General features: G+C 69.6%; 22 protein-coding genes. 11 read left to right on the forward strand and 11 right to left on the reverse strand.

Translation table 11 applies throughout. The features are described 5' to 3' along the window. Positions 1–149 precede the first annotated feature (149 nt). Positions 150–812, reverse strand: coding sequence for a response regulator (locus tag ACZ5VQ_RS12185; RefSeq protein WP_200397105.1), 663 nt, complete (start codon positions 810–812; stop codon positions 150–152). A 378-nt stretch (positions 813–1,190) separates the two neighbouring features. Between ACZ5VQ_RS12185 and pdhA the strand changes: the two genes are divergently transcribed. From pdhA to ACZ5VQ_RS12200, 3 genes are read left to right on the forward strand one after another with little or no spacing between them, the layout of a single operon-like run. Then, complete coding sequence (gene pdhA, locus ACZ5VQ_RS12190) at positions 1,191–2,357, forward strand: pyruvate dehydrogenase (acetyl-transferring) E1 component subunit alpha (protein ID WP_362071432.1); 1,167 nt, start codon at positions 1,191–1,193, stop codon at positions 2,355–2,357. Positions 2,358–2,359: 2 nt separating this feature from the next. Further along, positions 2,360–3,340, forward strand: coding sequence for an alpha-ketoacid dehydrogenase subunit beta (locus tag ACZ5VQ_RS12195; protein WP_143641408.1), 981 nt, complete (start codon positions 2,360–2,362; stop codon positions 3,338–3,340). 10 nt (positions 3,341–3,350) lie between these two features. After that, positions 3,351–4,850 carry a dihydrolipoamide acetyltransferase family protein gene (locus ACZ5VQ_RS12200; protein WP_469104788.1) on the forward strand — a complete coding sequence of 500 codons (1,500 nt, stop codon included), beginning with the start codon at positions 3,351–3,353 and terminating at the stop codon, positions 4,848–4,850. A gap of 121 nt (positions 4,851–4,971) precedes the next feature. Here the strand turns inward: ACZ5VQ_RS12200 and ACZ5VQ_RS12205 are convergent, their stop codons facing one another. Next, the gene (locus ACZ5VQ_RS12205) at positions 4,972–5,868 is read right to left on the reverse strand and encodes a D-alanyl-D-alanine carboxypeptidase family protein (RefSeq protein WP_469104789.1); all 897 of its coding nucleotides are present in this window, start codon (positions 5,866–5,868) and stop codon (positions 4,972–4,974) included. A 283-nt stretch (positions 5,869–6,151) separates the two neighbouring features. On the opposite strand from ACZ5VQ_RS12205, the gene ACZ5VQ_RS12210 reads away from it, so the two are divergent. Continuing rightward, complete coding sequence (locus ACZ5VQ_RS12210; RefSeq protein WP_362071439.1) at positions 6,152–6,802, forward strand: GntR family transcriptional regulator; 651 nt, start codon at positions 6,152–6,154, stop codon at positions 6,800–6,802. Continuing rightward, on the forward strand, positions 6,799–8,109 hold the full coding sequence (locus ACZ5VQ_RS12215) for an MFS transporter (RefSeq protein WP_362071441.1): 1,311 nt from the start codon (positions 6,799–6,801) through the stop codon (positions 8,107–8,109). Before ACZ5VQ_RS12210 ends, ACZ5VQ_RS12215 begins: the two co-directional genes overlap by 4 nt. 162 nt (positions 8,110–8,271) lie before the next feature. Here the strand turns inward: ACZ5VQ_RS12215 and ACZ5VQ_RS12220 are convergent, their stop codons facing one another. Further along, a complete protein-coding gene (locus ACZ5VQ_RS12220) occupies positions 8,272–9,096 on the reverse strand; it encodes a maleylpyruvate isomerase family mycothiol-dependent enzyme (RefSeq protein ID WP_469104790.1) in 825 nt (274 codons plus the stop codon). Between the two features lie 154 nt (positions 9,097–9,250). Between ACZ5VQ_RS12220 and ACZ5VQ_RS12225 the strand changes: the two genes are divergently transcribed. Next, on the forward strand, positions 9,251–10,045 hold the full coding sequence (locus tag ACZ5VQ_RS12225) for a carbon-nitrogen family hydrolase (RefSeq protein WP_469104791.1): 795 nt from the start codon (positions 9,251–9,253) through the stop codon (positions 10,043–10,045). Between the two features lie 263 nt (positions 10,046–10,308). Here ACZ5VQ_RS12225 and ACZ5VQ_RS12230 read toward each other — a convergent pair whose 3' ends face one another. Continuing rightward, complete coding sequence (locus ACZ5VQ_RS12230; RefSeq protein ID WP_469104792.1) at positions 10,309–10,803, reverse strand: LURP-one-related/scramblase family protein; 495 nt, start codon at positions 10,801–10,803, stop codon at positions 10,309–10,311. Next, positions 10,800–11,840: a GlxA family transcriptional regulator gene (locus ACZ5VQ_RS12235; RefSeq protein ID WP_469104793.1), complete on the reverse strand. Its 1,041-nt coding sequence runs from the start codon at positions 11,838–11,840 to the stop codon at positions 10,800–10,802. Before ACZ5VQ_RS12235 ends, ACZ5VQ_RS12230 begins: the two co-directional genes overlap by 4 nt. Before the next feature lie 52 nt (positions 11,841–11,892). On the opposite strand from ACZ5VQ_RS12235, the gene ACZ5VQ_RS12240 reads away from it, so the two are divergent. Then, positions 11,893–12,294, forward strand: a complete 402-nt coding sequence (locus tag ACZ5VQ_RS12240) for a cupin domain-containing protein (RefSeq protein ID WP_362071449.1) — start codon at positions 11,893–11,895, stop codon at positions 12,292–12,294. Positions 12,295–12,352: 58 nt separating this feature from the next. Here ACZ5VQ_RS12240 and ACZ5VQ_RS12245 read toward each other — a convergent pair whose 3' ends face one another. From ACZ5VQ_RS12245 to ACZ5VQ_RS12255, 3 genes are all read right to left on the reverse strand, one after another. Then, positions 12,353–12,598, reverse strand: a complete 246-nt coding sequence (locus tag ACZ5VQ_RS12245) for a hypothetical protein (RefSeq protein WP_362071451.1) — start codon at positions 12,596–12,598, stop codon at positions 12,353–12,355. A 157-nt stretch (positions 12,599–12,755) separates the two neighbouring features. After that, positions 12,756–14,054, reverse strand: a complete 1,299-nt coding sequence (locus ACZ5VQ_RS12250; protein WP_469104794.1) for a M18 family aminopeptidase — start codon at positions 14,052–14,054, stop codon at positions 12,756–12,758. A 297-nt stretch (positions 14,055–14,351) separates the two neighbouring features. Next, positions 14,352–16,178, reverse strand: coding sequence for an acyl-CoA dehydrogenase (locus ACZ5VQ_RS12255; protein WP_469104795.1), 1,827 nt, complete (start codon positions 16,176–16,178; stop codon positions 14,352–14,354). A 285-nt stretch (positions 16,179–16,463) separates the two neighbouring features. On the opposite strand from ACZ5VQ_RS12255, the gene ACZ5VQ_RS12260 reads away from it, so the two are divergent. Together ACZ5VQ_RS12260 and ACZ5VQ_RS12265 are read left to right on the forward strand one after the other, a co-directional pair. After that, positions 16,464–16,961: an SseB family protein gene (locus ACZ5VQ_RS12260; RefSeq protein ID WP_055615632.1), complete on the forward strand. Its 498-nt coding sequence runs from the start codon at positions 16,464–16,466 to the stop codon at positions 16,959–16,961. 230 nt (positions 16,962–17,191) lie between these two features. Further along, a complete protein-coding gene (locus ACZ5VQ_RS12265; protein WP_307523145.1) occupies positions 17,192–18,163 on the forward strand; it encodes a pirin family protein in 972 nt (323 codons plus the stop codon). Positions 18,164–18,301: 138 nt separating this feature from the next. Here the strand turns inward: ACZ5VQ_RS12265 and ACZ5VQ_RS12270 are convergent, their stop codons facing one another. After that, complete coding sequence (locus ACZ5VQ_RS12270; RefSeq protein ID WP_469104796.1) at positions 18,302–19,678, reverse strand: cytochrome P450; 1,377 nt, start codon at positions 19,676–19,678, stop codon at positions 18,302–18,304. A gap of 80 nt (positions 19,679–19,758) precedes the next feature. Next, positions 19,759–21,945 (reverse strand): SpoIIE family protein phosphatase, encoded by a 2,187-nt coding sequence (locus ACZ5VQ_RS12275; RefSeq protein WP_469104797.1) that lies wholly within the window; start codon positions 21,943–21,945, stop codon positions 19,759–19,761. A gap of 178 nt (positions 21,946–22,123) precedes the next feature. Between ACZ5VQ_RS12275 and aspS the strand changes: the two genes are divergently transcribed. After that, positions 22,124–23,887 (forward strand): aspartate--tRNA ligase, encoded by a 1,764-nt coding sequence (gene aspS, locus ACZ5VQ_RS12280; protein WP_469104798.1) that lies wholly within the window; start codon positions 22,124–22,126, stop codon positions 23,885–23,887. 136 nt (positions 23,888–24,023) lie between these two features. Here aspS and ACZ5VQ_RS12285 read toward each other — a convergent pair whose 3' ends face one another. Beyond that, a complete protein-coding gene (locus ACZ5VQ_RS12285; protein WP_469104799.1) occupies positions 24,024–24,317 on the reverse strand; it encodes a hypothetical protein in 294 nt (97 codons plus the stop codon). A gap of 369 nt (positions 24,318–24,686) precedes the next feature. Here ACZ5VQ_RS12285 and ACZ5VQ_RS12290 point away from each other — a divergent pair, with 369 nt between their 5' ends. Further along, a complete protein-coding gene (locus ACZ5VQ_RS12290) occupies positions 24,687–24,857 on the forward strand; it encodes a hypothetical protein (RefSeq protein WP_469104800.1) in 171 nt (56 codons plus the stop codon). Positions 24,858–24,941: the final 84 nt, after the last annotated feature.

The following is a 24,941-nucleotide window of genomic DNA, read 5'->3' on the forward strand; positions in this document are numbered from 1 at the left end:
GGACATAAGTCCCGAATAAGGGACCTGTACGGAGCACTGGACGGCGTCCACGGAGCGCTGATCGGTCTCTACGGAGAGCACGGAAAACCCGGCGCGGCCTACGAAGAGGACGAAAACCCAAACACGGCCCTACGGAGAGCGTGGAAAACTCAGCGCTCCTTCTCCGCCTGCATCCGGGCCACATAGGCGGCCGCCTGCGCACGCCGCTCCATGCCGAGTTTGGACAGCAGGCTGGAGACGTAGTTCTTGATCGTCTTCTCGGCGAGATGGAGCCGCTCGCCGATCACGCGATTGGTGAGCCCCTCGCCGATCAGGTCGAGGATCCTGCGCTCCTGGTCGGTGAGGCTCGCGAGTCGTGTGTCGCCCTTGGCGCTGCCTCCGCCGCGCAGCCGCTCCAGCACGCGGGCGGTGGCCTCCGGGTCGAGCAGGGACTTGCCGGCGGCGACGTCACGGACCGCCGAGAGCAGTTCCTCGCCGCGGATCGCCTTGAGTACGTAGCCCGAGGCGCCCGCCATGATCGCGTCGAAGAGGGCCTCGTCGTCGGCGTAGGACGTCAGCATCAGGCATTTGATGCTTTCGTCCCGGGAGCGGATCTCGCGGCACACCTCGACCCCGCTGCCGTCCGGCAGGCGTACGTCGAGGACGGCGACGTCCGGGTGGGTGGCCGGAATTCGCACCAGTGCGTCGGCCGCCGTACCCGCCTCGCCGACCACTTCGAAGTCGTCCTCCACCGAGAGCAACTCGTGCACACCCCGGCGGACCACCTCATGGTCGTCGAGAAGAAATACAGTGATTTTTCCTTCTTCGCGCACGGAGTCAGTCTCACACACGATCTTTCCGACCGCCCCGGTCGGACTCTTCCCGTCCCAGGGGTGACCGGGATAACGTGCCGGTGTTCCGGCCCCCTGCCAGGCTGTAACCAGTGCTCTGACCAGCGACTGTTCCGGATCGGCGCCAAGTACTTGGTAGCCCGAGTGGAAAGTACTCGGAAATCCAAGCAAAAACGCAGGTCAGGAGGGGTTTCACAGAAATGTGGAGCACTGGGTAACGTGCTATGTGCAGGGCGCTCGCCGGGGCACCTGTCACGCCTGTTCCCGGCCGAGCACCCACCCCGTGCGCGGGTACGGAGATCAGGCGAGCCGCACTGGTCACCCGGCAACCCCGGGGGCCGGACCGACGGAGGAGCACACGTGACCGTGGAGAGCACTGCCGCGCGCAAGCCGCGACGCAGCGCCGGTACCAAGCGCACCGCTGCGAAGAAGCCGCCGGGCGCCCAGCCCGAGCTCGTACAGCTGCTGACGCCCGAGGGCAAGCGCGTCAAGAATGGCGAATATGACGCGTACGTAGCCGACATCACCCCCGAAGAGCTCCGCGGCCTGTACCGCGACATGGTGCTCACCCGCCGCTTCGACGCCGAGGCCACCTCCCTGCAGCGTCAGGGCGAGCTGGGCCTGTGGGCCTCGCTGCTCGGCCAGGAGGCCGCCCAGATCGGCTCCGGACGGGCCACCCGCGAGGACGACTACGTCTTCCCGACCTACCGTGAGCACGGTGTGGCCTGGTGCCGCGGGGTCGACCCGACCAACCTCCTCGGCATGTTCCGCGGCGTGAACAACGGCGGCTGGGATCCGAACAGCAACAACTTCCACCTCTACACGATCGTCATCGGCTCGCAGACGCTGCACGCCACTGGCTACGCCATGGGTGTGGCCAAGGACGGCGCCGACTCGGCCGTGATCGCGTACTTCGGGGACGGCGCCTCCAGCCAGGGCGACGTCGCTGAATCGTTCACCTTCTCCGCGGTCTACAACGCTCCCGTCGTGTTCTTCTGCCAGAACAACCAGTGGGCCATCTCCGAGCCCACCGAGCGCCAGACCCGCGTGCCGCTCTACCAGCGCGCGCAGGGCTACGGCTTCCCGGGCGTCCGCGTCGACGGCAACGACGTCCTCGCCTGCCTCGCCGTCACCAAGTGGGCGCTGGAGCGGGCTCGCCGAGGTGAGGGGCCCACCCTCGTCGAGGCGTACACGTACCGCATGGGTGCCCACACCACGTCCGACGACCCGACCAAGTACCGGGCCGACGAGGAGCGCGAGGCGTGGGAGGCGAAGGACCCGATCCAGCGCATGCGCACGTACCTGGAGGCTTCAAACCACGCGGACGAGGGATTCTTCGCGGAACTTGAGGCCGAGAGCGAGGCGTTGGGAAGGCGAGTGCGCGAAGTGGTCCGCGCCATGCCGGACCCGGACCACTTCGCCATCTTCGAGAACGTGTACGCGGACGGGCACGCGCTCGTCGACGAGGAGCGGGCCCAGTTCGCCGCCTACCAGGCGTCGTTCGCCGATGAAGGGGAGGGCAAGTAGCGATGACCGCGGAAAAGATGGCATTGGCCAAGGCGATCAACGAATCGCTGCGCACGGCCCTCGACGCCGACCCCAAGGTTCTGATCATGGGCGAGGACGTCGGCAAGCTCGGCGGTGTGTTCCGGGTGACCGACGGCCTGCAGAAGGACTTCGGCGAGGAGCGGGTCATCGACACCCCGCTCGCCGAGTCGGGCATCGTCGGCACGGCGATCGGCCTTGCGCTGCGCGGCTACCGCCCGGTGGTGGAGATCCAGTTCGACGGCTTCGTCTTCCCCGCCTACGACCAGATCGTCACGCAGCTCGCGAAGATGCACGCGCGGGCGCTTGGCAAGATCAAGCTCCCCGTCGTGATCCGCATTCCGTACGGCGGCGGCATCGGCGCGGTCGAACACCACTCCGAGTCCCCGGAGGCGCTGTTCGCGCACGTCGCGGGCCTCAAGGTGGTCTCCCCGTCGAACGCCTCCGACGCGTACTGGATGATGCAGCAGGCCATCCAGAGCGACGACCCGGTGATCTTCTTCGAGCCGAAGCGGCGCTACTGGGACAAGTCCGAGGTGAACCGGGAGGCGATCCCCGGCCCGCTGCACAAGGCCCGCGTGGTGCGCGAGGGCAGCGACCTCACACTGGCCGCGTACGGCCCGATGGTGAAGGTCTGCCAGGAGGTCGCGGCCGCCGCCCAGGAGGAGGGCAAGTCCCTCGAAGTGGTGGACCTGCGGTCCATGTCCCCCATCGACTTCGACTCCATCCAGGCCTCGGTCGAGAAGACCCGCCGCCTGGTCGTGGTCCACGAGGCACCGGTGTTCCTGGGGACGGGCGCGGAGATCGCGGCCCGGATCACGGAGCGGTGCTTCTACCACCTGGAGGCACCCGTGCTGAGGGTCGGCGGCTATCACGCGCCGTACCCGCCGGCACGGCTGGAGGAGGAGTACCTGCCGGGCCTGGACCGGGTGCTCGACGCCGTCGACCGCTCGCTGGCGTACTGAGGAGAGGGTCGTGACGACGATGACTGAGACTGCCTCGGGACTTCGCGAGTTCAAGATGCCCGACGTGGGCGAGGGTCTGACCGAGGCCGAGATCCTCAAGTGGTACGTCAAGGCCGGCGACACGGTCACCGACGGCCAGGTGGTGTGCGAGGTCGAGACCGCCAAGGCCGCCGTCGAGCTGCCGATTCCCTTCGACGGGGTGGTGCACGAGCTGCGCTTCCCCGAGGGGACGACGGTGGACGTCGGCCAGGTGATCATCGCGGTCGACGTGAACGGGGGAGCCGCTCCGGCCGCGCCGCCGGCCGAGGCGCAGGCCCCGGCCGGGTCGACTCCGGCTGCTCCCGCCGCTCCCGCCGCTCCGGCGGCTCCCGCCGGGCGGACCGACGCCCTTCCGGAGAAGCCCGCGGCTTCCGAGGAGAAGCCCAAGCCCGCGGGCCGCACGCCGGTCCTCGTCGGGTACGGGGTCTCGGAGTCCTCCACGAAGCGCCGCCCCCGCAGGGGAGTTCCGGCCCAGCAGCCCGAGGCCGCCGCGGCGAAGGTGGCCGTCCAGAGCGAGCTGAACGGGCACGGGCACGCGGCTCCGGCGGCACGCCCGCTCGCCAAGCCGCCGGTGCGCAAGCTCGCCAAGGACCTCGGCGTCGACCTGGCGACGGTCACGCCGTCCGGTCCCGACGGGATCATCACGCGCGAGGACGTGCACGCGGCGGTCGCCCCGGCCGCTCCCGTTCAGGAGACCCCGGCCGCGGCAGTGCCCGCGTCGGCGCCCGCTCCCAGCCGGGCTCCGGCTCCGGTCGCCACGTACGACGGCGCCCGTGAGACCCGTATCCCGGTCAAGGGTGTCCGCAAGGCCACGGCTCAGGCCATGGTGGGCTCGGCGTTCACCGCGCCGCACGTCACCGAGTTCGTCACGGTGGACGTGACGCGCACGATGAAGCTGGTCGAGGAGCTCAAGCAGGACAAGGAGCTCCAGGGGCTGCGGGTCAATCCGCTGCTGCTGATCGCCAAGGCCCTGCTGGTCGCCATCAAGCGCCACCCGGAGGTCAACGCCTCGTGGGACGAGGCCAACCAGGAGATCGTCCAGAAGCACTATGTGAACCTGGGCATCGCCGCCGCCACGCCCCGCGGCCTGATCGTCCCGAACATCAAGGACGCTCACGCCAAGACCCTGCCCCAGCTCGCCGAATCACTCGGGGACCTGGTCGCCACCGCCCGCGACGGCAAGACGTCACCGGCGGCGATGCAGGGCGGCACGGTGACGATCACGAACGTCGGTGTGTTCGGCGTCGACACCGGCACGCCGATTCTCAACCCCGGCGAGTCCGCGATCCTCGCCGTCGGATCGATCAAGCTCCAGCCGTGGGTCCACAAGGGCAAGGTCAAGCCCCGGCAGGTCACCACGCTCGCGCTCTCCTTCGACCACCGCCTGGTGGACGGGGAGCTCGGCTCCAAGGTGCTGGCGGATGTGGCGGCGATCCTGGAACAGCCCAAGCGGTTGATTACTTGGGGGTAGTGGTTCGGCTGCGGGTGGGTGGGGGCTGGTCGAGCAGCCCCCCCCGCGCCCCTAAAAGACCGCGCGGTTCCCCGCGCCCCTTTTCAGGGGCGCGGGGAACCGCGCAGTGAAAGCGGCCCGGCTACTTCTTGAAGGCGTAGTCCATCAGCTTCTTCGCGTCCGACTCGCGGGCCGAGATCGACGACGAGGCAAGCACCGTGCCGATCACCGTCTTCCCGTTGCGGGTCGCGGCGAAGACCAGGCAGTACTTGGCCTCGGGGCCGGAGCCGGTCTTCACGCCGATGGCGCCGCTGTAGCTGCTGAGCAGACCGTTGGTGTTGGTCCACGCCGCCATCGTGCGGGTGCCGCCGGTCTTCGTCACGGTCTTCGCCGTGTACTTCTTCGTCTTCACGATCGCGCGGAAGTTGGCGCTCTTCATCGCGCTGCTGGCGATCTTCGTCAGATCGCGCGGCGTCGAGTAGTTCGAGCCGTTGCCGATCCCGTCGAACGAGTCGAACTTGGTGTTCGTCAGGCCGAGGTCCTTGGCCTGCTTGTTCATCTTGCCGATGAACGACTTCACGCGGGCGGCACGCGTCGAGCCGGCGCCGAACTTGTCGGCGAGCGCGTACGCGGCGTCGCAGCCGGACGGCAGCATCAGCCCGTACAGCAGCTGGCGGACGGTGACCTTGTCGCCGACGATCAGGCGGGCCGACGAGGCGTTCTTGGAGACGATGTAGTCGCTGTACGCCTTCTGGATGGTGACCTTGGCGTCCAGGTTGAGGTTCGGCTGCGACAGCACGACCTTCGCGGTCATGATCTTCGTCGTGGAGCCGGTGGAACGGCGGGTGTCCGCGGCCTTGGTGTAGAGCGTCTTGGCCGTGCCGTTGTTCATCACGTAGCCGCCCTTGGCGACGACCGTGGGGGTCGCGAGGGCCTGCGCGGGCGCCGCGGTGAGGGCTCCGGTCGCGAGCACGGCTCCGGTGGTGACGACCACTGCGGCAGCTCTGCGAAATCGTGCGCCCTTTATGACGGTTATCAAGTCGATTACCCCGATTAGGTTGAAGGCACCGAAGGTGCCAAATGCCCCAGGATGGCGGTCACTTGAGAGTGGCGCCTTCTCGTGTGACATGTGAGTAGCACAAAAGGATGTGCGGTTCCTGAACTGGGGTGCCCTTTTTTACCGGCCACTTGCCCAGCCACTTGCCCAGCCGCTCGCCCGGCCGCTCGTTCGGCCCGTCACCTTGCCCCTCGCGCGGCTTGCCGCTCGTCCGAATCCTGGACGGCCCGCGACCTTGCGTACGTGTTGTATCTATGATGTCGCCATGTCTTTGGCAGTGAAGCAACCGCCCGCCGCCGAACGCGTCTACGCGCACGTCAAGCAGGCTGTGCTGGACCGTCGTTACGAGGGCGGGACCCTGCTCACCGAGGGCGAACTGGCCGACGCGGTCGGGGTCTCACGCACTCCCGTGCGCGAGGCGCTGCTCAAGCTGGAGGTCGAGGGCCTGATCCGGCTCTACCCGAAGAAGGGCGCCCTCGTGCTGCCCGTCTCCGCACAGGAGATCGCGGACGTCGTGGAGACCCGGCAGCTCGTCGAGGAGCACGCGATCCGCAAGGCGGTCCCGGCCTCCCCCGCGCTGATCGAGCGCCTCACCGAACTCCTCGCGAAGCAGAAGGAGCAGGCCGCCGCCGGAGACCTGTCCGGAGCCGCCGTCACCGACCGCTGCTTCCACGCCGAGATCGTCCGCAGTGGTGGCAACCAGATCCTCTCCCGCCTCTACGACCAGCTGCGCGACCGCCAGTTGAGGATGGGCGTCGCCGTGATGCACGCCCACCCGGACCGGATCACCAAGACGCTCACCGAGCACCAGGAGATCCTCGACGCACTGCGCTCCGGCGACGCGGAGGCGGCCGTCTCCCTGGTCCACCGCCACGTCAGCTGGTTCTCCAACCTGGCGCGGGGGGACGTCCGATGAGCTCGTCCTCCTCCTCGGCGCTCACCCTCCCCGGTGATCCGCCCGGCGGCCGCCGCGCGGTCACGGTCTGGTCGGTCGGCGTCTCCGTCTACTTCGTCGCGGTCATCTTCCGTACGTCGCTGGGAGTGGCCGGCCTCGACGCCGCCGACCGTTTCCACGTCAACGCCTCCGCGCTCTCGACCTTCTCGATCCTGCAGCTCCTCGTCTACGCGGGCATGCAGATACCGGTCGGCCTGATGGTCGACCGGCTCGGCACCAAGAAGGTGCTGACCCTCGGCGTCGTCCTGTTCACGATCGGGCAGCTGGGCTTTGCGCTCTCGCCCTCGTACGGGATGGCGCTGGCCTCGCGCGCGCTGCTCGGGTGCGGTGACGCGATGACGTTCATCAGCGTGCTGCGTCTCGGCTCGCGCTGGTTCCCGGCCCGGCGCGGGCCGATGGTCGCGCAGCTCGCGGGGCTCGTCGGCATGGCGGGCAACCTGGTCTCGACGCTTGTCATCGCCCGGCTGCTGCACGGCGTCGGCTGGACGGCCGCCTTCGCGGGCAGCTCGGTCGCCGGTGTGGTCGTCCTCGTCCTGATGCTGCTGTTCCTGAAGGACCACCCCGAGGGACACGAGCCGGAGCCGTTCCCGCACCGCGGAGCCGCGTACGTACGCCGTCAGATCGCGGCGTCCTGGCGGGAGCCCGGCACCCGGCTCGGGCTGTGGGTGCACTTCACGACGCAGTTCCCGGCGATGGTGTTCCTGCTGCTGTGGGGGCTGCCGTTCCTCGTAGAGGCCCAGGGCCTGTCACGGGCGGCGGCCGGGGAACTTCTCACGCTGGTCGTGCTCTCCAACATGCTCATCGGCCTCGTGTACGGGCAGATCGTCGCCCGGCACCATGCGGCGCGGCTGCCGCTGGCGCTCGGCACGGTGCTTTCGACGGCCGTCGTGTGGGGGGCGACGCTTGCCTATCCGGCCGACCGTGCGCCGATGTGGCTGCTGATCGTGCTGTGCGTGGTTCTCGGGGCGTGCGGGCCCGCGTCGATGCTCGGGTTCGACTTCGCGCGGCCCGCGAATCCGCCGGAGCGTCAGGGGACGGCCTCCGGTATCACCAACATGGGCGGTTTCGTCGCTTCCATGACGACGTTGTTCGCGATCGGGGTGCTGCTGGATGCCACCGGGGGCGACTACTCGGTCGCGTTCTCCGTGGTGTTCGTTCTGCAGGCGTTCGGGGTCAGTCAGATATTGCGGTTGAGGAAGCAGGCGGCTCGGCGCGAGCGGGAGAGGCTCGTGGCGAGCCGGGTGGAGACGGTGCACGTTCCGGCGTAGCCCGGCTGGGGGCGGGGGGTGAGGCGGGGTGGGTTTTCTCGCCCCCGCCGCCCCTTCCCGTCCCGAACCTGGGGCTCCGCCCCAGACCCCGCTCCTCAAACGCCGGAGGGGCTGGGATTGACGCCGGAGGGGCTGGAATGGCGCCAGGTGAGCCCCCGAAGGTCAGGGTGTGACCGCGAAGTTCCTCAGGATTGCCGCTGTCAGTTCCGGGTCGCCCTCGGTCTTGAGGCGGTCTGCCACCGCTTCCGGGGTTACGCGGCCGCAGGCCAGGCGGAAGTAGGTTTCCCAGTCGAGGGTGAGGGTGGCGGCCGGGCCGAGGGAGGGGGCGCCGTCTATTGAGCCGGTGCCCTCCGCGTCGACGCGGACCGTGCGCAGGAATTCGAGAGGGCCGTGCACGTCGAAGACGACCGCCGAGTTCGGTGGGGCGCCGGCGTCCTTGGCGACGACCTTCGGGAGCCTGCTGAGCAGTACGTCGCGGGCGACGTACGCGCCGGGGGAGTCGAGGTTGCCCGGCCGGCCGAGGGCGGTGCGCAGATCCTGCTCGTGCACCCAGAGGTCGTACGCCCGGTTGCGCATGGACTCTTCGAGCGTGACCTCGGTGCCGAGCGGGCCGCGGACGAGGGCGTCCGGCTGCCGTGACTCGTTCCGCAGCTGGCGGTTGCGGCGGATGATCGTGTACTCCAGCTCGGAGGTCATCTCCGGGGCGGTGTGGTGACGGCGTACGTCGACCTGCATCTCCATGTACCGCTGGTGTTCGTTCGTCACGTGGTACAGGTCGCGGGGGAGCGTGTGGATCGGCCGGGGGTCGCCCAGCATCTCGCAGTCGAGGCCGATGACATGCGAGACGAGGTCGCGCACCGACCAGCCGGGGCATGGAGTCCGCCGGTTCCATTCCCCCTCCACCAGCGGCGACACCAGGTCGGATATCGCGTCGATGGAGTGGGTCCAGGCGTCGGCGTAGGACTGAAGGCTGGGATGCAGACTCACGGAACGGGACCCCTCGGGCGGTTGGACGCGGGCAGTGCACAGTCAGCGGGTGTCTTGGGACGCTAAGTTACGCTGCTGTGAGGCACCCCGGCAGTGCTTTCGTGTGACGATCGTAGGCCCGTATCAAAGGCTCGAATGCCAGGACGGTGGTAGTGTGCGCGCCTCCCTGCTCCAGATCGCTGTGGACGAGGGCGAATCGATCGACTCCCGCAGGGAGCGTGTCGCCTCGCTGGTACGGGAACAGGCCGGTGCCGACCTGGTCGTGCTGCCCGAACTGTGGACGACGGGGGCCTTCGCCTTCGAGTCGTTCGGTGCCGAGGCGGAGCCGCTCGAAGGGCCCACGTACGACGTGATGGCCAAAGCGGCGAGCGACGCGGGTGTGTGGTTGCACGCGGGTTCGATTCCCGAGCGGGATCCTGAGGGGCCGCTCTACAACACGTCCCTCGTCTTCTCCCCCGCCGGTGAACTGGCCGCCGTCTATCGGAAGATCCATCGGTTCGGTTTCGACAAGGGTGAGGCCGTGTTGATGGGGGCGGGGGCGGAGCTGGTGACGGTTCGGCTGCCCGGGACTGTCGTTGGGCTCGCCACCTGTTATGACCTTCGCTTTCCCGAGCTGTTCCGCGGTCTCGTCGACGCGGGCGCCGAGACCCTGGTGATTCCGGCGGGCTGGCCGGAGCGTCGCAGGGCGCACTGGACGCTGCTGGCCCGGGCGCGGGCGGTCGAGAACCAGGCGTTCGTGCTCGCCTGTGGAACGGCCGGGACGCATGCGGGGGTTCCGCAGGCCGGTCACTCGATCGTGGTCGATCCGTGGGGCGAGGTGCTGGCGGAGGCGGGTGCGGGTGAGGAGGTCCTCTCCGTGGAGTTCGATCCCGCGAGGGTCGGTACGACTCGGGGGCAGTTTCCTGTGCTGAGGGATCGGGTGCTGGGGGTTGAGCGTCCTCGCGGGTGAGCCGCTCGGCGGTCGCCGGCGACGAGTCCTTTTCGCCCCCGCCGCCCTTACCCGTCCCGTCCCTGGGGGCTGCGCCCCCAGACCCCCCTATCGGCCTGAACGGCCTCGTCCTCAAACGCCGGACGGGCTGAAAATTAGCCTCTCCGGCGTTTGAGGAGCGGGGGTTCGGGGGCTGGCCCCCGAAAGGGACGATGGGGGTCCCCCCGCTCGAGCGAAGCCGAGAGTGGGGGAAGGTAGGGGCGGCGGGGGCGAGGAAAAGTGGGTCAGTCCGAGTCCCGTTCCCTCTCCGCCAGGTGGATCACGCATACCGCCACCGCGATCAGCAGGGCCGGGTCCGCGTCGTCGCGTACGACCTCCACGCCGTAGGTCTCCCGGACCCGCAGCCACCGGCGGGAGATGTGGGCGAGGAGTTCGCCGTCGTACTCGACGACGAACTCCCGGTCGAGGATCTTGCCGCTGACGTCGAGCTCGGTCCCGTCGGCGAGGGCGACGCGGTAGTGGTTGCGGAGGAGGGACAGCCGCTTGCGGCGGATGGTCGCCAGCGGCTCGCCGCCCCGCTCGACGACCATCGTGTCCCGCAGGGCGAGCATCTTCTTGTGGATGTCGATCAGCACCTGCCCCTGCGCGTCCTTCAGCTCGAAGGTGTCCCGCAGCCGCATCGCCTTGCCGTCGACGAGGAAGGCCTTGTGGCCGTGCTCGTCCTCGATCCAGTAGTCGTCACCGATGCCCAGGAGCCGGTCGCGCACGAGGAATTTCATGCTCTTAGCGGTTCCCCGGCAGCTGGTCCGAAACGCCGTCGGTAGGCCGACGGGCTGAGCCCGGTCTCGCGGCGCAGCCGCGCCCGCAGGTTGGCGGCGGTGCCGAGACCGCTGCGTTCCGCGACGATGTCCAGTCGTTCCTCGCCGCGTTCGATGAGCCGGCAGGCCAGCGCCACCCGTTCGCCCGTCAGCCACGCCAGTGGGGTCGTGCCCAGCTGGGCACGGAAGCGGCGGTGGAGCGTGGCGGGCGACACGGCCGCGTGCGTCGCGAGGTCCGCGACCGTCAGCGGTTCGCCGATCCGGGCCTGCGCCCAGGCCAGCAGCGGCGCCAGCGACTCGTCCCGTACGTCGGGCAGCGGGCGTTCGACGAACTGCCGCTGCCCGCCGTCGCGATGGGCGGCGAAGACGAGCCGCCGGGACACGGCGTTCGCGATCTCGGCGCCGTGGTCGCGGCGCACGATGTGCAGCCCGAGGTCGAGCGCGGCCGCGCTGCCCGCCGCGGTCAGCACGTCCCCCTCGTCGACGAAGAGCACGTCCGGCTCCAGGAGGACCTTCGGGTGGAGCTCCCGGAAGAGGTCGGCCCAGCGCCAGTGGGTGGTGGCCCGGCGCCCGTCCAGGATTCCGGCCTCGGCGAGCGCGAAGCTCCCGGTGCACAGGCTCACGACACGGGCCCCGCGGGAGTGGGTGCGCCGGACGGCGTCGAGTACGGCCTCGCCGCGCGGCACGACGTTGTCGGGGCGGCCGGGGACGACAAGGGTGTCAGCGCCGTCCACCGCGTCGAGCCCGGGCACCCCGCTCAGCGTGAAGAAGCCGTGGTTCATCCGGACCCCGGGGGTGGGTGTGCACAGGGTCAGCTCGTACAGCGGCTCGGGGAGGCCCAGTTCGGGCCGTGGCAGGCCGAACAGCTCGGTCGCGACGCCGACTTCGAAGGGGTTGGTGCCCTCGTCGACGATCACGGCGACGCGGTGCGGCCGGCGTCCCGGAGCCGGGGGCCGATGCGGAGTCGGAGACGGGTGCTGCGAGGATCCTTGCGGCATGTGCGATTTCTAGCACTCGTACGCCCGGGCCGTCCCGCCGCACGATGAACCCATGGCCCAGAACAGCGAACCCGTCTCCCTCGCCGCCGCGCTCGCCTCCTTCGATGACCTGTGGAGCCCGCGCATCGTCACCGCCGTCAACGACTACGACGTACGCCTCGCGAAGGTCGAGGGCGAGCACGTCTGGCACACCCACGACCACACCGACGAGTTCTTCCTGGTGGTGGAGGGCGAACTGCGCATCGCCCTGCGCGAGTCCGGCGGTGAGCGCACGGTGGTCCTGCCCCAGGGCTCGCTCTTCACGGTCCCGCGGGGCACCGAGCACAAGCCGAGTTCACCCTCCGGCGCGGCGATCCTCGTCATCGAGCCCACCGGCACGCTGTCGGTCGGGGACCGCCACGAGGAGGTCCCCGACCATGTGGACGCCACCACCGGGCACGTGCTGAACAGCTGATTCCTACGGTGGTCGGATGCCGGAGCCGTCGGCGGTCAGATGCTGCGGCCGTCGGTGATCAGGCGCCGTAACCGTCGCTGTACCCGCCGCGGTTGCGCTGGTCCTCGGTGACCACCGGTGTGGTGGGGGGCACCACGACCCGGCGCCGCTTGGCGATGCTGCTGAACGTCGCCACACCGATCAGACCGACGATCATGAAGATGATGCCGACCAGGTCGAGGTTGACCCCCTGCATGTCCCAGTCGGTCGCGAACGTGAGGATCGCTCCTGCGGCGATCAGAATGATGCACCCGCCCAGGCCCATGGGTGTCGCCTCCTGTTTGAAACACAGTTCGTTCCGGGCCCGGAGACCGTGCGGTTCCCAGGCCCGGGGCGAGTACCCGGACCCGGTCCCTCCATGCAGGGGAGACCTCCGCGGCCCGCCCCGCGGAACGCGCCCACCCTTCCCGACACCCCGCCGGTTACCCCTCCAGGAACCCCACCAGCGAGTTCGCCAGCAGGAACGGGTCGGTGGCGCCGCAGAGTTCGCGGGCGCTGTGCATCGAGAGGATGGCCACGCCGATGTCGACCGTCTTGATGCCGTGGCGGGCCGCGGTGATGGGGCCGATGGTGGTGCCGCAGGGCATGGAGTTGTTGGAGACGAAGGTCTGGAAGGGCACGTCGGCCTTCTCGCAGGCGGCGGCCCACACGGCGCGGCCCGAACCGTCAGTCGCGTAGCGGTTGTTGACGTTCACCTTGAGGATCGGGCCGCCGCCCGCGCGCGGGTGGTGCGTCGGGTCGTGGCGCTCGGCGTAGTTCGGGTGCACGGCGTGACCCGTGTCGGAGGAGAGGCAGACCGTGCCGGCGAAGGCGCGGGCCCTGTCCTCGTACGAGCCGCCGCGCGCGAACACCGAACGCTCCAGCACGCTGCCGAGGAGCGGCCCGTCCGCTCCGGTGTCCGACTGCGAGCCGTTCTCCTCGTGGTCGAACGCCGCGAGGACCGGGATGTAGGAAAGGGTTTCGTCGGCCGTCGCCACGGCCGCCAGCGCCGCCGTACCGGCGTGCACGGACAGCAGGTTGTCCATGCGCGGGCCCGCGAGCAGCTCCTTGTCGCGGCCCAGGTAGGCGGGCGGTTCGATGGAGTGCACCATCAGGTCCCAGCCGGTGGTCTCGCCCTCGGCCAGCCCCGACTCCTCCTCCAGGTAGCGGATCAGGTCGCCGTCGCGCACGTCGTTGCCCAGGCCCCAGATGGGCTGCAGATGCCGCTGCTTGTCGAGCTTGAGGCCGTCCGAGGTGACGGACCGGTCCAGATGGATGGCGAGCTGGGGCACGCGCAGCAGCGGCCGGTCGATGTTCACCAGGCGCGTCGAGCCGTCCCGGAGCGAGAGCCGTCCGGCGAGGCCCAGGTCCCGGTCGAGCCAGGAGTTGAGCAGCGGTCCGCCGTAGACCTCGACCGCGACCTGACGCCAGCCGTGCGCACCGCTGTCCGGGCGCGGTTTCACCCGCAGGTTGGGGGAGTCGGTGTGCGCCCCGACGATGCGGAAGGCGGTGTGCGGCTCGGCGCCCTCCGGCACGTACCAGGCGACGATCGCGCCCCCGCGCAGCACGTACTTCCCACCGCTCGTCCCGTCCCACGCGTCGGTCTCCGCGACCTGCCGGAAGCCCGCCTTCTCCAGCCGCTCGGCGGCGTTCGCCACCGCGTGGTACGGGGACGGGCTCGCCGCCAGGAAGGACATGAGGTCGTCGGTGTGTCCGCGGTCGAAGCGGGGCGGTGTGCGCATGGGTTCACCTTAACGACGTGAGAAGGCCCGTTCCCGGGGATGGGAACGGGCCCTCGTGAGGGGTGTGTACAGACCGTGGGACGGGTGGGGATGATCCGCCGCGAAGGCGGCGGAAGGCGGCGGACCACGCTCCCGCGGGCGCCGCCCGGACGCCTCGAAAGGCGGCCGGGCGGCGGCCGACAGACGCTCGGCCCTCGGTCGACAGACGCTCGGCCCTCGGTCGGCAGATGCTCAGGCCTCGGCCGGAAACCGCTCACGCCTCGGTCGGCGGACGCTTGAGCCTCGGGCGGAAGCCGCTTAGAAGGCGGCCTCGTCCAGCTCCATCAGGTCCAGCTCGACGCCCTCGGCGAGCTTGCGCGCACCGGTGACGCCCGGCAGGACGTTCGCCGCGAAGAACTTCGCCGCGGCGATCTTGCCGGAGTAGAAGGGCCGGTCCTTCGCCGAGGCCGTCTCCAGCTTCTCGGCGGCGACGGCGGCACCCTTCAGGAGCAGGTAGCCGACGACCACGTCACCCGACGCCATCAGCAGGCGGGTGCTGTTCAGCCCGACCTTGTAGATGTTCTTGACGTCCTGCTCGGTCGCCGCGAGGTCGGTGAGCATCAGGCCGACGATGGCCTCCAGCTCGACGGCCGCCTTGGCGAGGTGCTCGCGGGCGCCGGACAGCTCCTCGCCGCCGGTGCCGAGCGCCAGGAACTTCTTGATGTCCTCGGCGAGGGAGTTGAGCGCGGCGCCCTGGTTGCGGACGATCTTCCGGAAGAAGAAGTCCTGGCCCTGGATCGCGGTCGTGCCCTCGTACAGCGTGTCGATCTTGGCGTCGCGGATGTACTGCTCGATCGGGTACTCCTGGAGGAACCCGGAGCCGCCGAAGGTCTGCAGGGACTGGGCGAGCTGCTCGTAGCCCTTCTCGGAGCCGTAGCCCTTCACGATCGGCAGGAGCAGGTCGTTGAGGGCCTCAAGGGCGGACGCGTCCTCGCCCTCGGCCTCCTTGACCTGGATCTCGTCCTGGAGCGCGGCGGTGTGCAGCACCAGGGCGCGCATGCCCTCCGCGTACGCCTTCTGCGTCATCAGCGAGCGGCGCACGTCCGGGTGGTGCGTGATGGTGACCTTGGGCGCGGTCTTGTCCATGAACTGCGCGAGGTCGGGGCCCTGGACGCGCTCCTTGGCGTACTCCAGAGCGTTCAGGTAGCCCGTCGACAGCGTCGAGATGGCCTTCGTGCCGACCATCATGCGGGCGAACTCGATGATGCGGAACATCTGGCGGATGCCGTCGTGCTTGTCGCCGATGAGCCAGCCCTTGGCCGGGTGGCGGTCGCCGAACGTCATCTCGCAGGTGTTGGAGGCCTTGAGGCCCATCTTGTGCTCGACGTTCGTCGCGTAGGCGCCGTTGCGCTCACCCAGCTCGCCGGTCTCGAAGTCGAACTCGTACTTCGGGACGAGGAAGAGGGACAGGCCCTTGGTGCCGGGTCCGGCGCCCTCGGGACGCGCGAGCACGTAGTGGAGGATGTTCTCCGACATGTCGTGCTCACCGGACGTGATGAAGCGCTTGACACCCTCGATGTGCCAGGAGCCGTCCTCCTGCTCGACCGCCTTGGTGCGGCCCGCGCCCACGTCCGAGCCGGCGTCCGGCTCGGTGAGCACCATGGTGGAGCCCCACTGCTTGTCCACGGCGATCTTCGCGATGTGCTTCTGGACCTCGTTGCCCTCGTCGAAGAGGATGCCCGCGAAGGCGGGGCCGGAGGAGTACATCCACACGGCGGGGTTGGCGCCGAGCACCAGCTCCGCGTACGCCCAGATCAGGGAGCGGGGGGCGGTGGTGCCGCCGATCTCCTCGGGCAGGCCGAGCCGCCAGTACTCGGAGTCCATGAAGGCCTGGTAGGACTTCCTGAAGGACGCCGGGACGGGCGCCGTGTTGGTCTCCGGGTCGAAGACCGGGGGGTTGCGGTCGGCGTCCGCGAAGGACTCCGCCAGCTCGTTCTCCGAGAGGCGGGTCAGCTCTTCGAGGATGCTCTTGGCGGTCTCGGTGTCCATCTCCGCGAACGGGCCGGTGCCGTACAGCTTGTCGCGCCCGAGCACCTCGAAGAGGTTGAACTCGATGTCGCGGAGATTCGACTTGTAGTGGCCCATGGCGACGGCTCCGTTAAGGGATCGGGGAGGTGGTGAGTCCTCGGTGACGAGTCCTCGCACCTGGTTCGAGTCTTTCGAGTCTGGTGCGCATCTGGTTCACGTACCAACTAGTAGCTACGATGATGCTACCCGTCGGTAATAAGAATCAACCCCTGATTGCCCAAGTGTGAGCAGGGTCTACGTTTCGGGGTCCACCTTCGGGTGGGAGTGCACGGGTCCGCCACCTGTTCGAGGAAATCCGCCGGGGGCGACCGGGCGGCCCGCCCCGCAAGTACTCTTGCCCCCATGTACGGCTACGACCAGAACGTGGGACCGGGGCAGCAGCAGTACGCGCAGTCCCAGCCGCCGCCGCAGCAGCAGATGCCCGGTGGTGTCGGCGGGGTCGGCGGATACGGCCAGCAGCCTCCGCTCTACCCCGAGCCGTCACCGCCGTCACTCGCCGATGCGGTGCGCGCGTTCACCACGGGGTCGCTGACCCCCGAGGACTTCCAGCAGGTCTTCGCCACCTCCAAGGTCTACTGCCCGCGCGGTGACAACCCCGGATTCCTGGCGCTGCACAACACCCAGCAGCCCGTGATCCCGATGTTCACCTCGCTCAAGGAGCTGCGCCGGTACGCCGGCAAGGAGTCCAAGTACTTCGTGGTCATCGGCGCCGAGGTGATCGACCTGCTCCCCACCGGCTACGGCTTCGTCCTCGACATGGAGGGCGAGCACCGCATCGTCTTCGACGCGAAGGCGGTCGAACAGATGGTCGACTTCGCCATGCGCCGGATGTACGGCTGACCGCGACTGCTCCACAGGCGGCCCACAGACACCGCCCCAGGCGGACGGCAAGCGCGTACTGCCCCGTACGACTCGCCCGTATGACCGGCCCGTACGTCCGGCTCGTACAACCGGCCCGCACGACCCGCTCCACATGTGACGCCCGGAGGGAATGCCCTCCGGGCGTTCTGCGTTCCAGGTGGCAGAAAGTTCGAGATTCAACTAAACTTCGAGCACAAGGAGGTACCGACATGCCTGCAGTGACCGTCGAGAACCCGCTGACCCTGCCCCGTGTGGCCGCGTCGACCGAGGCCGTGGCACGTCCTGTGCTCGCCGTGACCACCGCGCCGAGCGGATTCGAGGGTGAGGGCTTCCCGGTCCGCCGCGCGTTCGCCGGGATCAACTACCGCCATCTCGACCCGTTCATCATGATGGACCAGATGGGTGAGGTGGAGTACGCGCCGGGCGAGCCCAAGGGCACCCCCTGGCACCCCCACCGCGGCTTCGAGACCGTGACCTACATCATCGACGGCGTCTTCGACCACCAGGACTCGAACGGTGGCGGCGGCACCATCACCAACGGCGACACCCAGTGGATGACCGCGGGCTCGGGCCTTCTGCACATCGAGGCCCCGCCGGAGGCGCTCGTCGTGTCGGGCGGTCTCTTCCACGGGCTCCAGCTGTGGGTGAACCTGCCGGCCAAGGACAAGATGATGGCGCCGCGCTACCAGGACATCCGCGGCGGCTCGGTCCAGCTGCTCAGCACGCCCGACGGCGGTGCGCTCCTGCGTGTCATCGCCGGTGAGCTGGACGGCCACCAGGGTCCCGGCATCACGCACACGCCGATCACCATGATCCACGCGACCGTGACGCCCGGCGCCGAGCTCACGCTCCCGTGGCGCGAGGACTTCAACGCCCTCGCGTACGTGATGGCGGGCCGCGGCAGTGTCGGTACGGACCGTCGCCCGGTCCACACCGGGCAGACGACCGTCTTCGGCGCGGGTTCCTCGCTGACCGTCCGTGCGGACGAGAAGCAGGACGCCAACACCCCGGACCTGGAGGTCGTCATCCTCGGCGGCCAGCCGATCCGGGAGCCGATGGCACACTACGGCCCGTTCGTGATGAACACCCGCGAGGAGCTGCAGCAGGCCTTCGACGACTTCCAGAAGGGCCGCCTCGGCACGATCCCGGCGGTGCACGGGATGACGGAGGGCGGGCTGTAGTCGCCCGTTCGACGCGCCGGGCACGCGATCGGCCCGCGGGTCCGGTACCGCGCGAGAAGGCTCGAAGCCGCAGGTTCGTCTTGTGACTTCGGGCCTTTTTCGTTGCGTGCGGTCAGCCGCGGGTTTCGTTGTGCGCGGTCAGCCGCGAGCCCGTAGCCGTACGCGTGCGGGACCCGTCGCCTGGAGGGTGATTCCCGCTGTCAGCGGGACCTGCGTGTCCACCGCCTCCAGTTCGTACGAGCGCAGCAGGGCCGCCAGGGCCAGTACGGACTCCAGCATCGAGAAGTGCTGGCCGATGCAGGCGCGCGGGCCGCCGCCGAAGGGGAACCAGGCGTAGCGGTGGCGGGCCGCCTCCCGCTCGGGGGTGAAGCGGTCGGGGTCGAAGCGCTCCGGGTCGTCCCACAAGTCCGGGTGGCGGTGGGTGACCCAGGGCAGGGCCAGGACGTCCGCGCCCGCCGGGATCAGGTGCCCGTCGACCTCCGCAGCCTCGACGGACCGGCGGCCGACCACCGGAGCGGCCGGGTACAGCCGCATGGACTCCTTCAGCACCCTTGTCAGATACGGGAGTTCGTCGAGGTCGGCGGCCGAGGGCGCCCGCCCCGACGGCAGCCGGTCGGCCTCCTCGTGGGCCCGCTTCTGGGCCTCGGGGTGACAGGCGAGGAGATGGAGCGCGAAGGCCATGGACGTGGCGGTCGTCTCGTGGCCCGCCACCAGGAAGACCAGCACTTGGTCGCGGAGTTCGGCCGCGTCGAGGCTGCCGTCCTCCTCGCTGCTCGCCCGGGACAGCAACGAGAGCAGGTCGTCGCCCTCGGCGGAGGCGGTTCCGGCCGTCGCGTCGGCCGCCCTGCGCTCCGCGATGATCCGGTCGCAGACCGCGTACACCGCCTGGGACGCCGCTTCGGCCCGGCGGTTGGACGGGAGGGGCCAGGAGCGCGGCGGGTTGACGGGGGAGAAGCCGCGCCGCGTCACGTACTCGCTGACCACCGGGAAGTTGTCGTGGATGACGTCGACCGCGGCCTCGACGTCCGCGCCGAACAGGATGCGGGAGACCGTGCGCAGCGCGAGCCGGTCCATCTCCCGCACCACGTCGACCACTCCGTCGGCCGCGTCCCGCCAGCGCTCGACCGTGCCGTCGGCCTCCAGCGTCACCGCCGTGGCGTAGCTGTCCACCTGCCGTTTGGTGAACAGCGGCTGGATCAGGCGGCGTTGGCGCAGGTAGTCGGCGTCCTGCGCGGTGAGCAGGCCGTTGCCGGCGGACTGCCTCAGCTCCTCGTAGAACTGGTTGTCCTTGCGGAAGTTGGCCGCCTGCGAGGCCAGGATCTGCTGCACGCCCTCCGGGGAGAAGACGCAGTGCAGCACAGTGCGGGCTCCCGGCGGGCCCGCGGAGAGACGCACCACGTCGCCGTGGTCCCGCCGGGCGCGGAGGAAGACGTCCAGTGAATCGCGCCGGAGGTCGAGTGCCGAGCCGAGCAGGGGGAGGCCTTTGGGCCCTGGTATCTCAGTGATGGCGGCCATGGTTCGCATCATTCCGCACGGGCCCCCGGACAGGTCTCCCTTTTCAGCCCTCCCGGAGCGCCGCCCCGCCTGACGCATGGTCAGGTGGAGCCGTGCAGCCCCTGCTTCCGGAATCCGCCCGGCTCCTCTCCGCCCGGCCCCTCCTCGTAGAGCTCGAACCAGATGCTCTTGCCCTCGCCCCGCGGGTCCACCCCCCACGCGTCCGCGAGCAGTTCCATCATCATCAGGCCCCGCCCGGAGGAGGCCAGTTCGCCGGGATGCCGCTTGTGGGGCAGGTCGTCGCTCCCGTCGGTCACCTGGATCCGTATCCGGCGGGCCCCCGCCCCGCCCGTCATCTCGGCGACGAGCAACGCGTCCGCGTCGGTGTGGACGAGGACGTTGGTGATCATCTCGGAGACCAGCAGGACCGCCGAGTCGACCTGGTCGGCGGAGGCCCAGTCGTGCAGGAACTCCCGCAGCTGCTGCCGGGCTCCCGCGACCCGCTCGTGCTCGGTCTGTGCGACGGTCACCATGGTCCGGCGTACGGAGGGCCGCTCGGTCACGGTGTCGCCGAAGCCGCGGCTCTCCCCCGCCCTGTTCAGCAGCAGCACCGCTATGTCGTCCTCGCGGCGGTCCACCAGCGGCCCGGTCGTGTGGTGCGAGGAGGGCCCGTGCACGGCCTGGACCAGCGCGTCGGCGAGCTCCTCCATGTCGCCGTCGTGGCTCTCCAGGATCTTGCGGATCCGCCGCCAGCCGGTGTCCAGGTCGTGCCCGCCGGTCTCGATGAGCCCGTCCGTGCAGATCAGCATGGTCTCGCCGGGCTCCAGGACGAGCCGCGTCGTCGGATAGTCGGCGTCCGGATCGATGCCGAGCGGCAGCCCGCCCGCGGTCGGCCGCGTCAGCACCGTCCCGTCGGCCATGCGTATCGCCGGGTCCGGATGCCCGGCCCTGGCTATCTCCAGGACCCCGCTCTCCGGATCGACCTCCACGTACAGGCAGGTCGCGAAGCGCAGGTCGGCGACCTCCTCGTCGTACGTGATCCCGTACAGGAAGCGTGAGGCGCGGGAGAGGACCGCGTCCGGGCGGTGTCCCTCGGAGGCGTACGCCCGCAGTGCGATCCGGAGCTGGCCCATCAGTCCGGCGGCGCGTACGTCATGGCCCTGGACGTCGCCGATGACAAGCGCGAAGCGGCCGCCGCCGGGGCTCGTCCGGGAGGTGCCGCCGGGCAGCGGGATCATGTCGTACCAGTCGCCGCCCACCTGGAGTCCGCCGCCGGTGGGCACATACCGGGCCGCGACGCTCATGCCCGGGATCTGCGGCCCCAGGGTGGGCAGCATCGAGCGCTGCAGGCCGTCCGTGAGCTCCCGCTCGGACTCGGCGACCCCGGCCCGCGAGAGGGCCTGCGCCAGCATCCGCGCCACCGTCGTCAGCACGGAACGCTCGTCGGGCGTGAACGTGACGGGGTACGTGAAGGCCGCCAGCCACGCGCCCATCGTGCGCCCCGCGAACGTGAGCGGCAGGAACGCCCAGGACTGGCGGTCGAAGCGCTGGGCGAGCGGCCAGGCGGCCGGATAGCGGTCGCGGTAGTGGTCGGGCGAGGAGAGATAGACGGCACGGCCGGTGCGGACGACCTCCGCGGCCGGATAGTCCGTGTCCAGCGGCATCTGGGTGAACGGCTCCTCGTCCCCGGGGCTGTGCCCGTGGTGGCCGATGACCGTCAGCCGGTCGCCCTCCGCGCCGAAGACCGCGAGCCCGTCCGGCGAGAAACCGGGCATCGACAGGCCTGCCGCGACCCGCAGCACCTCCGCCGTGGACCGCGCCTCGGCCAGCGCCCGCCCCGCGTCCAGCAGGAACGCCTCCCGCGAGCGTCTCCAGTCACCCGTGACCGGCGTACGCGCGGCGGAGCCCGGCTGCGGCTCGGTGACCTCCTGCATGGTGCCGATCAGCTGGTACGACCCGGTGCCCGGGTCGATCGACGGCTTGGAGCGGCTGCGTACGGTACGGATCACATGGCCGTGCTCGTCCATGACCCTCAGCCGCAGCTCGGCGAGTGTGCCCTCGGCGGCGGCGAGCTGGACGACCCCGTTGACCTCGTTCCAGTCGACGGGGTGGAAACGGGCGCGTACACCTGCCTCCGTGAGCACGGTCGGCTCTGCGGGCAGGCCGAGGAGCCGGGCGGCCTCGGCGTCGAGGGTGACCTTCCCGGCGGCGTCGTCCCACCTCCACAGGCCGGTGGCGAGGGTGGCGAGGACGTCCCCCACTGAGGGAAGGGGATCACCGATGCGCATTGCCCCACTGTATGAAGAGGTGAACGAAAGCTGCCACCGAGGCAGGTGAGGGGCGCGTGGGCGCTGAGCGGCAGCCGGTGGCGGAACTATTGCGAACAGCGATCTTGGGTCGGCCGGTAGGCTTGCGGTGTTTCACGTGAAACAACGCCCCCGACCGCGAAGACTGGATGAAACGACGATGCATCGGTACAGGTCCCATACCTGCGGCGAGCTCCGCGCCTCTGACGTCGGCACCGACGTCCGGCTGAGCGGCTGGCTGCACAATCGCCGAGACCTGGGCGGCATCCTCTTCATCGATCTGCGCGACCACTACGGCATCACGCAGCTCGTAGCCCGCCCCGGCACCCCCGCGTACGAGGCCCTGGACAAGCTCTCCAAGGAGTCCACGGTCCGTATCGACGGCAAGGTCGTCTCGCGCGGCACGGAGAACGTGAACGCGGAGCTGCCGACCGGTGAGGTCGAGGTCGAGGTCGGCGAGGTCGAGCTGCTCGGCGCGGCCGCCCCGCTGCCCTTCACGATCAACGCCGAGGACGGTGTGAACGAGGAGCGGCGTCTGGAGTACCGCTTCCTCGACCTGCGCCGCGAGCGCATGCACCGCAACATCCTGCTGCGTACGTCGGTCATCTCCGCCATCCGTCACAAGATGACGGCGCTGGGCTTCAACGAGATGGCGACCCCGATCCTCAGCGCCACCTCCCCCGAGGGCGCGCGCGACTTCGTGGTCCCGTCCCGTCTGAACCCGGGCAGGTTCTACGCCCTCCCCCAGGCGCCGCAGCAGTTCAAGCAGCTGCTGATGATCTCGGGCTTCGACCGGTACTTCCAGATCGCGCCCTGCTTCCGTGACGAGGACGCGCGTGCGGACCGTTCGCCGGGCGAGTTCTACCAGCTCGACGTGGAGATGTCCTTCGTCGAGCAGGAGGACGTGTTCCAGCCCATCGAGAAGCTCATGACCGAGCTGTTCGAGGAGTTCGGCAAGGGCCGTCACGTGACGTCCCCGTTCCCGCGCATCCCGTTCCGCGAGTCGATGCTGAAGTACGGCTCGGACAAGCCGGACCTGCGGGCCCAGCTGGAGCTCGTCGACATCACCGACGTCTTCGAGGGCTCGGAGTTCAAGGCCTTCGCGGGCAAGCACGTACGGGCCCTGCCGGTGCCGGACGTGGCCGCGCAGTCCCGCAAGTTCTTCGACCAGCTCGGCGACTACGCGGTCTCGCAGGGCGCGAAGGGCCTGGCCTGGGTGCGGGTGGCCGAGGACGGTTCGCTGACGGGCCCGATCGCGAAGTTCCTCACCGAGGAGAACGTCGCCGAGCTGACGAAGCGCCTGTCGCTCGCGGCCGGCCACGCCGTCTTCTTCGGTGCGGGCGAGTTCGACGAGGTCTCGAAGATCATGGGCGCGGTCCGCGTCGAGGCCGCCAAGCGCGCCGGGCACTTCGAGGACGGCGTCTTCCGGTTCTGCTGGATCGTCGACTTCCCCATGTACGAGAAGGACGAGGAGACCGGGAAGATCGACTTCTCGCACAACCCGTTCTCGATGCCGCAGGGCGGTCTGGAGGCCCTGGAGACCCAGGACCCGCTGGACATCCTCGGCTGGCAGTACGACATCGTCTGCAACGGCGTCGAGCTGTCCTCCGGCGCCATCCGGAACCACGAGCCGGACATCATGCTCAAGGCCTTCGAGATCGCGGGCTACGACCGTGAGACCGTCGAGGAGCAGTTCGCGGGCATGCTCCGCGCCTTCCGCTTCGGCGCCCCGCCGCACGGCGGCATCGCCCCGGGCGTCGACCGCATCGTGATGCTCCTCGCCGACGAGCCGAACATCCGGGAGACCATCGCGTTCCCGCTGAACGGCAACGCGCAGGACCTGATGATGGGCGCGCCGACGGAGCTGGACGAGACGCGACTGCGGGAGCTGCACCTCTCGGTGCGCAAGCCGCAGCCGAAGTAGGGCCCTGCGGGCCCCGCTCTCCTCAGGTTCGGCTTGCGGGCCCGGCTCTCGGGTCGGGCCCGCGGGGCGCTCCGCGGGAGGGCGCTGTTTCGTCTGCGGGGCCGTTGTGGCTGGTTGCGCAGTTCCCCGCGCCCCTTCAGGGGCGCCCCTCGTCCGGAGTGTCATCGCGGTCCGGCAGGGGCGGGAGTCGCAGGTCGTCCGGTACCGGCCCCTCGTCGTGGCCGCGGGCGTAGCGGTGTATGCGTACCTGGAGGTTCATGCGCCGGGACTCCTTGCTGAGGCGGCGTCGCTCGCGTCGGCCGGCTTCGTCGTCGTTCAGCTCGTTGTACCGTCGGCGGGTCTCCCAGAACGAGCGCTCCTGGGCGGCCGCCGCCTCCCCGGGCGTGACGTCCTCCGGGTCCTCCCGGCTCTCGCCGGATTCGTCTGTCATGTGACACAGAGTGGCATGAAGTGGCGATCACGGAGAGTGAATTCCCGGATGCCGCCATGTGGGTGACGAAGATCCTTCTCGCGCCGTAGAGATCCGGACAGCGCGGGTGTGCCACGGCCGCGATCTTCCCGGGAGTGTCGTGCTTCCTCCCTGGTCGGCGCCACCTTGCGCGACTTGCTCCCGCAGAAAACGCGCCCCGTTTCACGCTCCTCAACTCTCCCTCGCGCGACGTCACTTACTGGCCATTTGCCTGTTTGACGACAAAGCGCCCCGGCCCACACGCTCCTTGGGCACGCGGTCTCCCTGTTGCTCAGGGTGACTCCGGATGGGCCCCAGGCTGCCCGGGGCCGGACGAGAGGAAGACCAACGATGGCCCGTAGCGCGGAGAAGCAGCAGAAGCCGGCCCGCAAGTCGCTGACCGAGCGCACCCACGACGAGCTGGAGATCGCAGGGTTCGACGAGGTCGAGACCCCCGAGGCGGACATCGTCAGCCTCGGCGGCGCCAGCTACACCAAGATGCTCGGCAAGATCTACGCCTGACCGCTCCCCTTCCTGACCGCTCCCCTTGGGGCTCCGGTGTGCGATGCGCCGGAGCCCCGAGATCCGTCGCGCCGGACCCCGGAG

This window comes from Streptomyces sp. NPDC033178 (assembly GCF_055577685.1).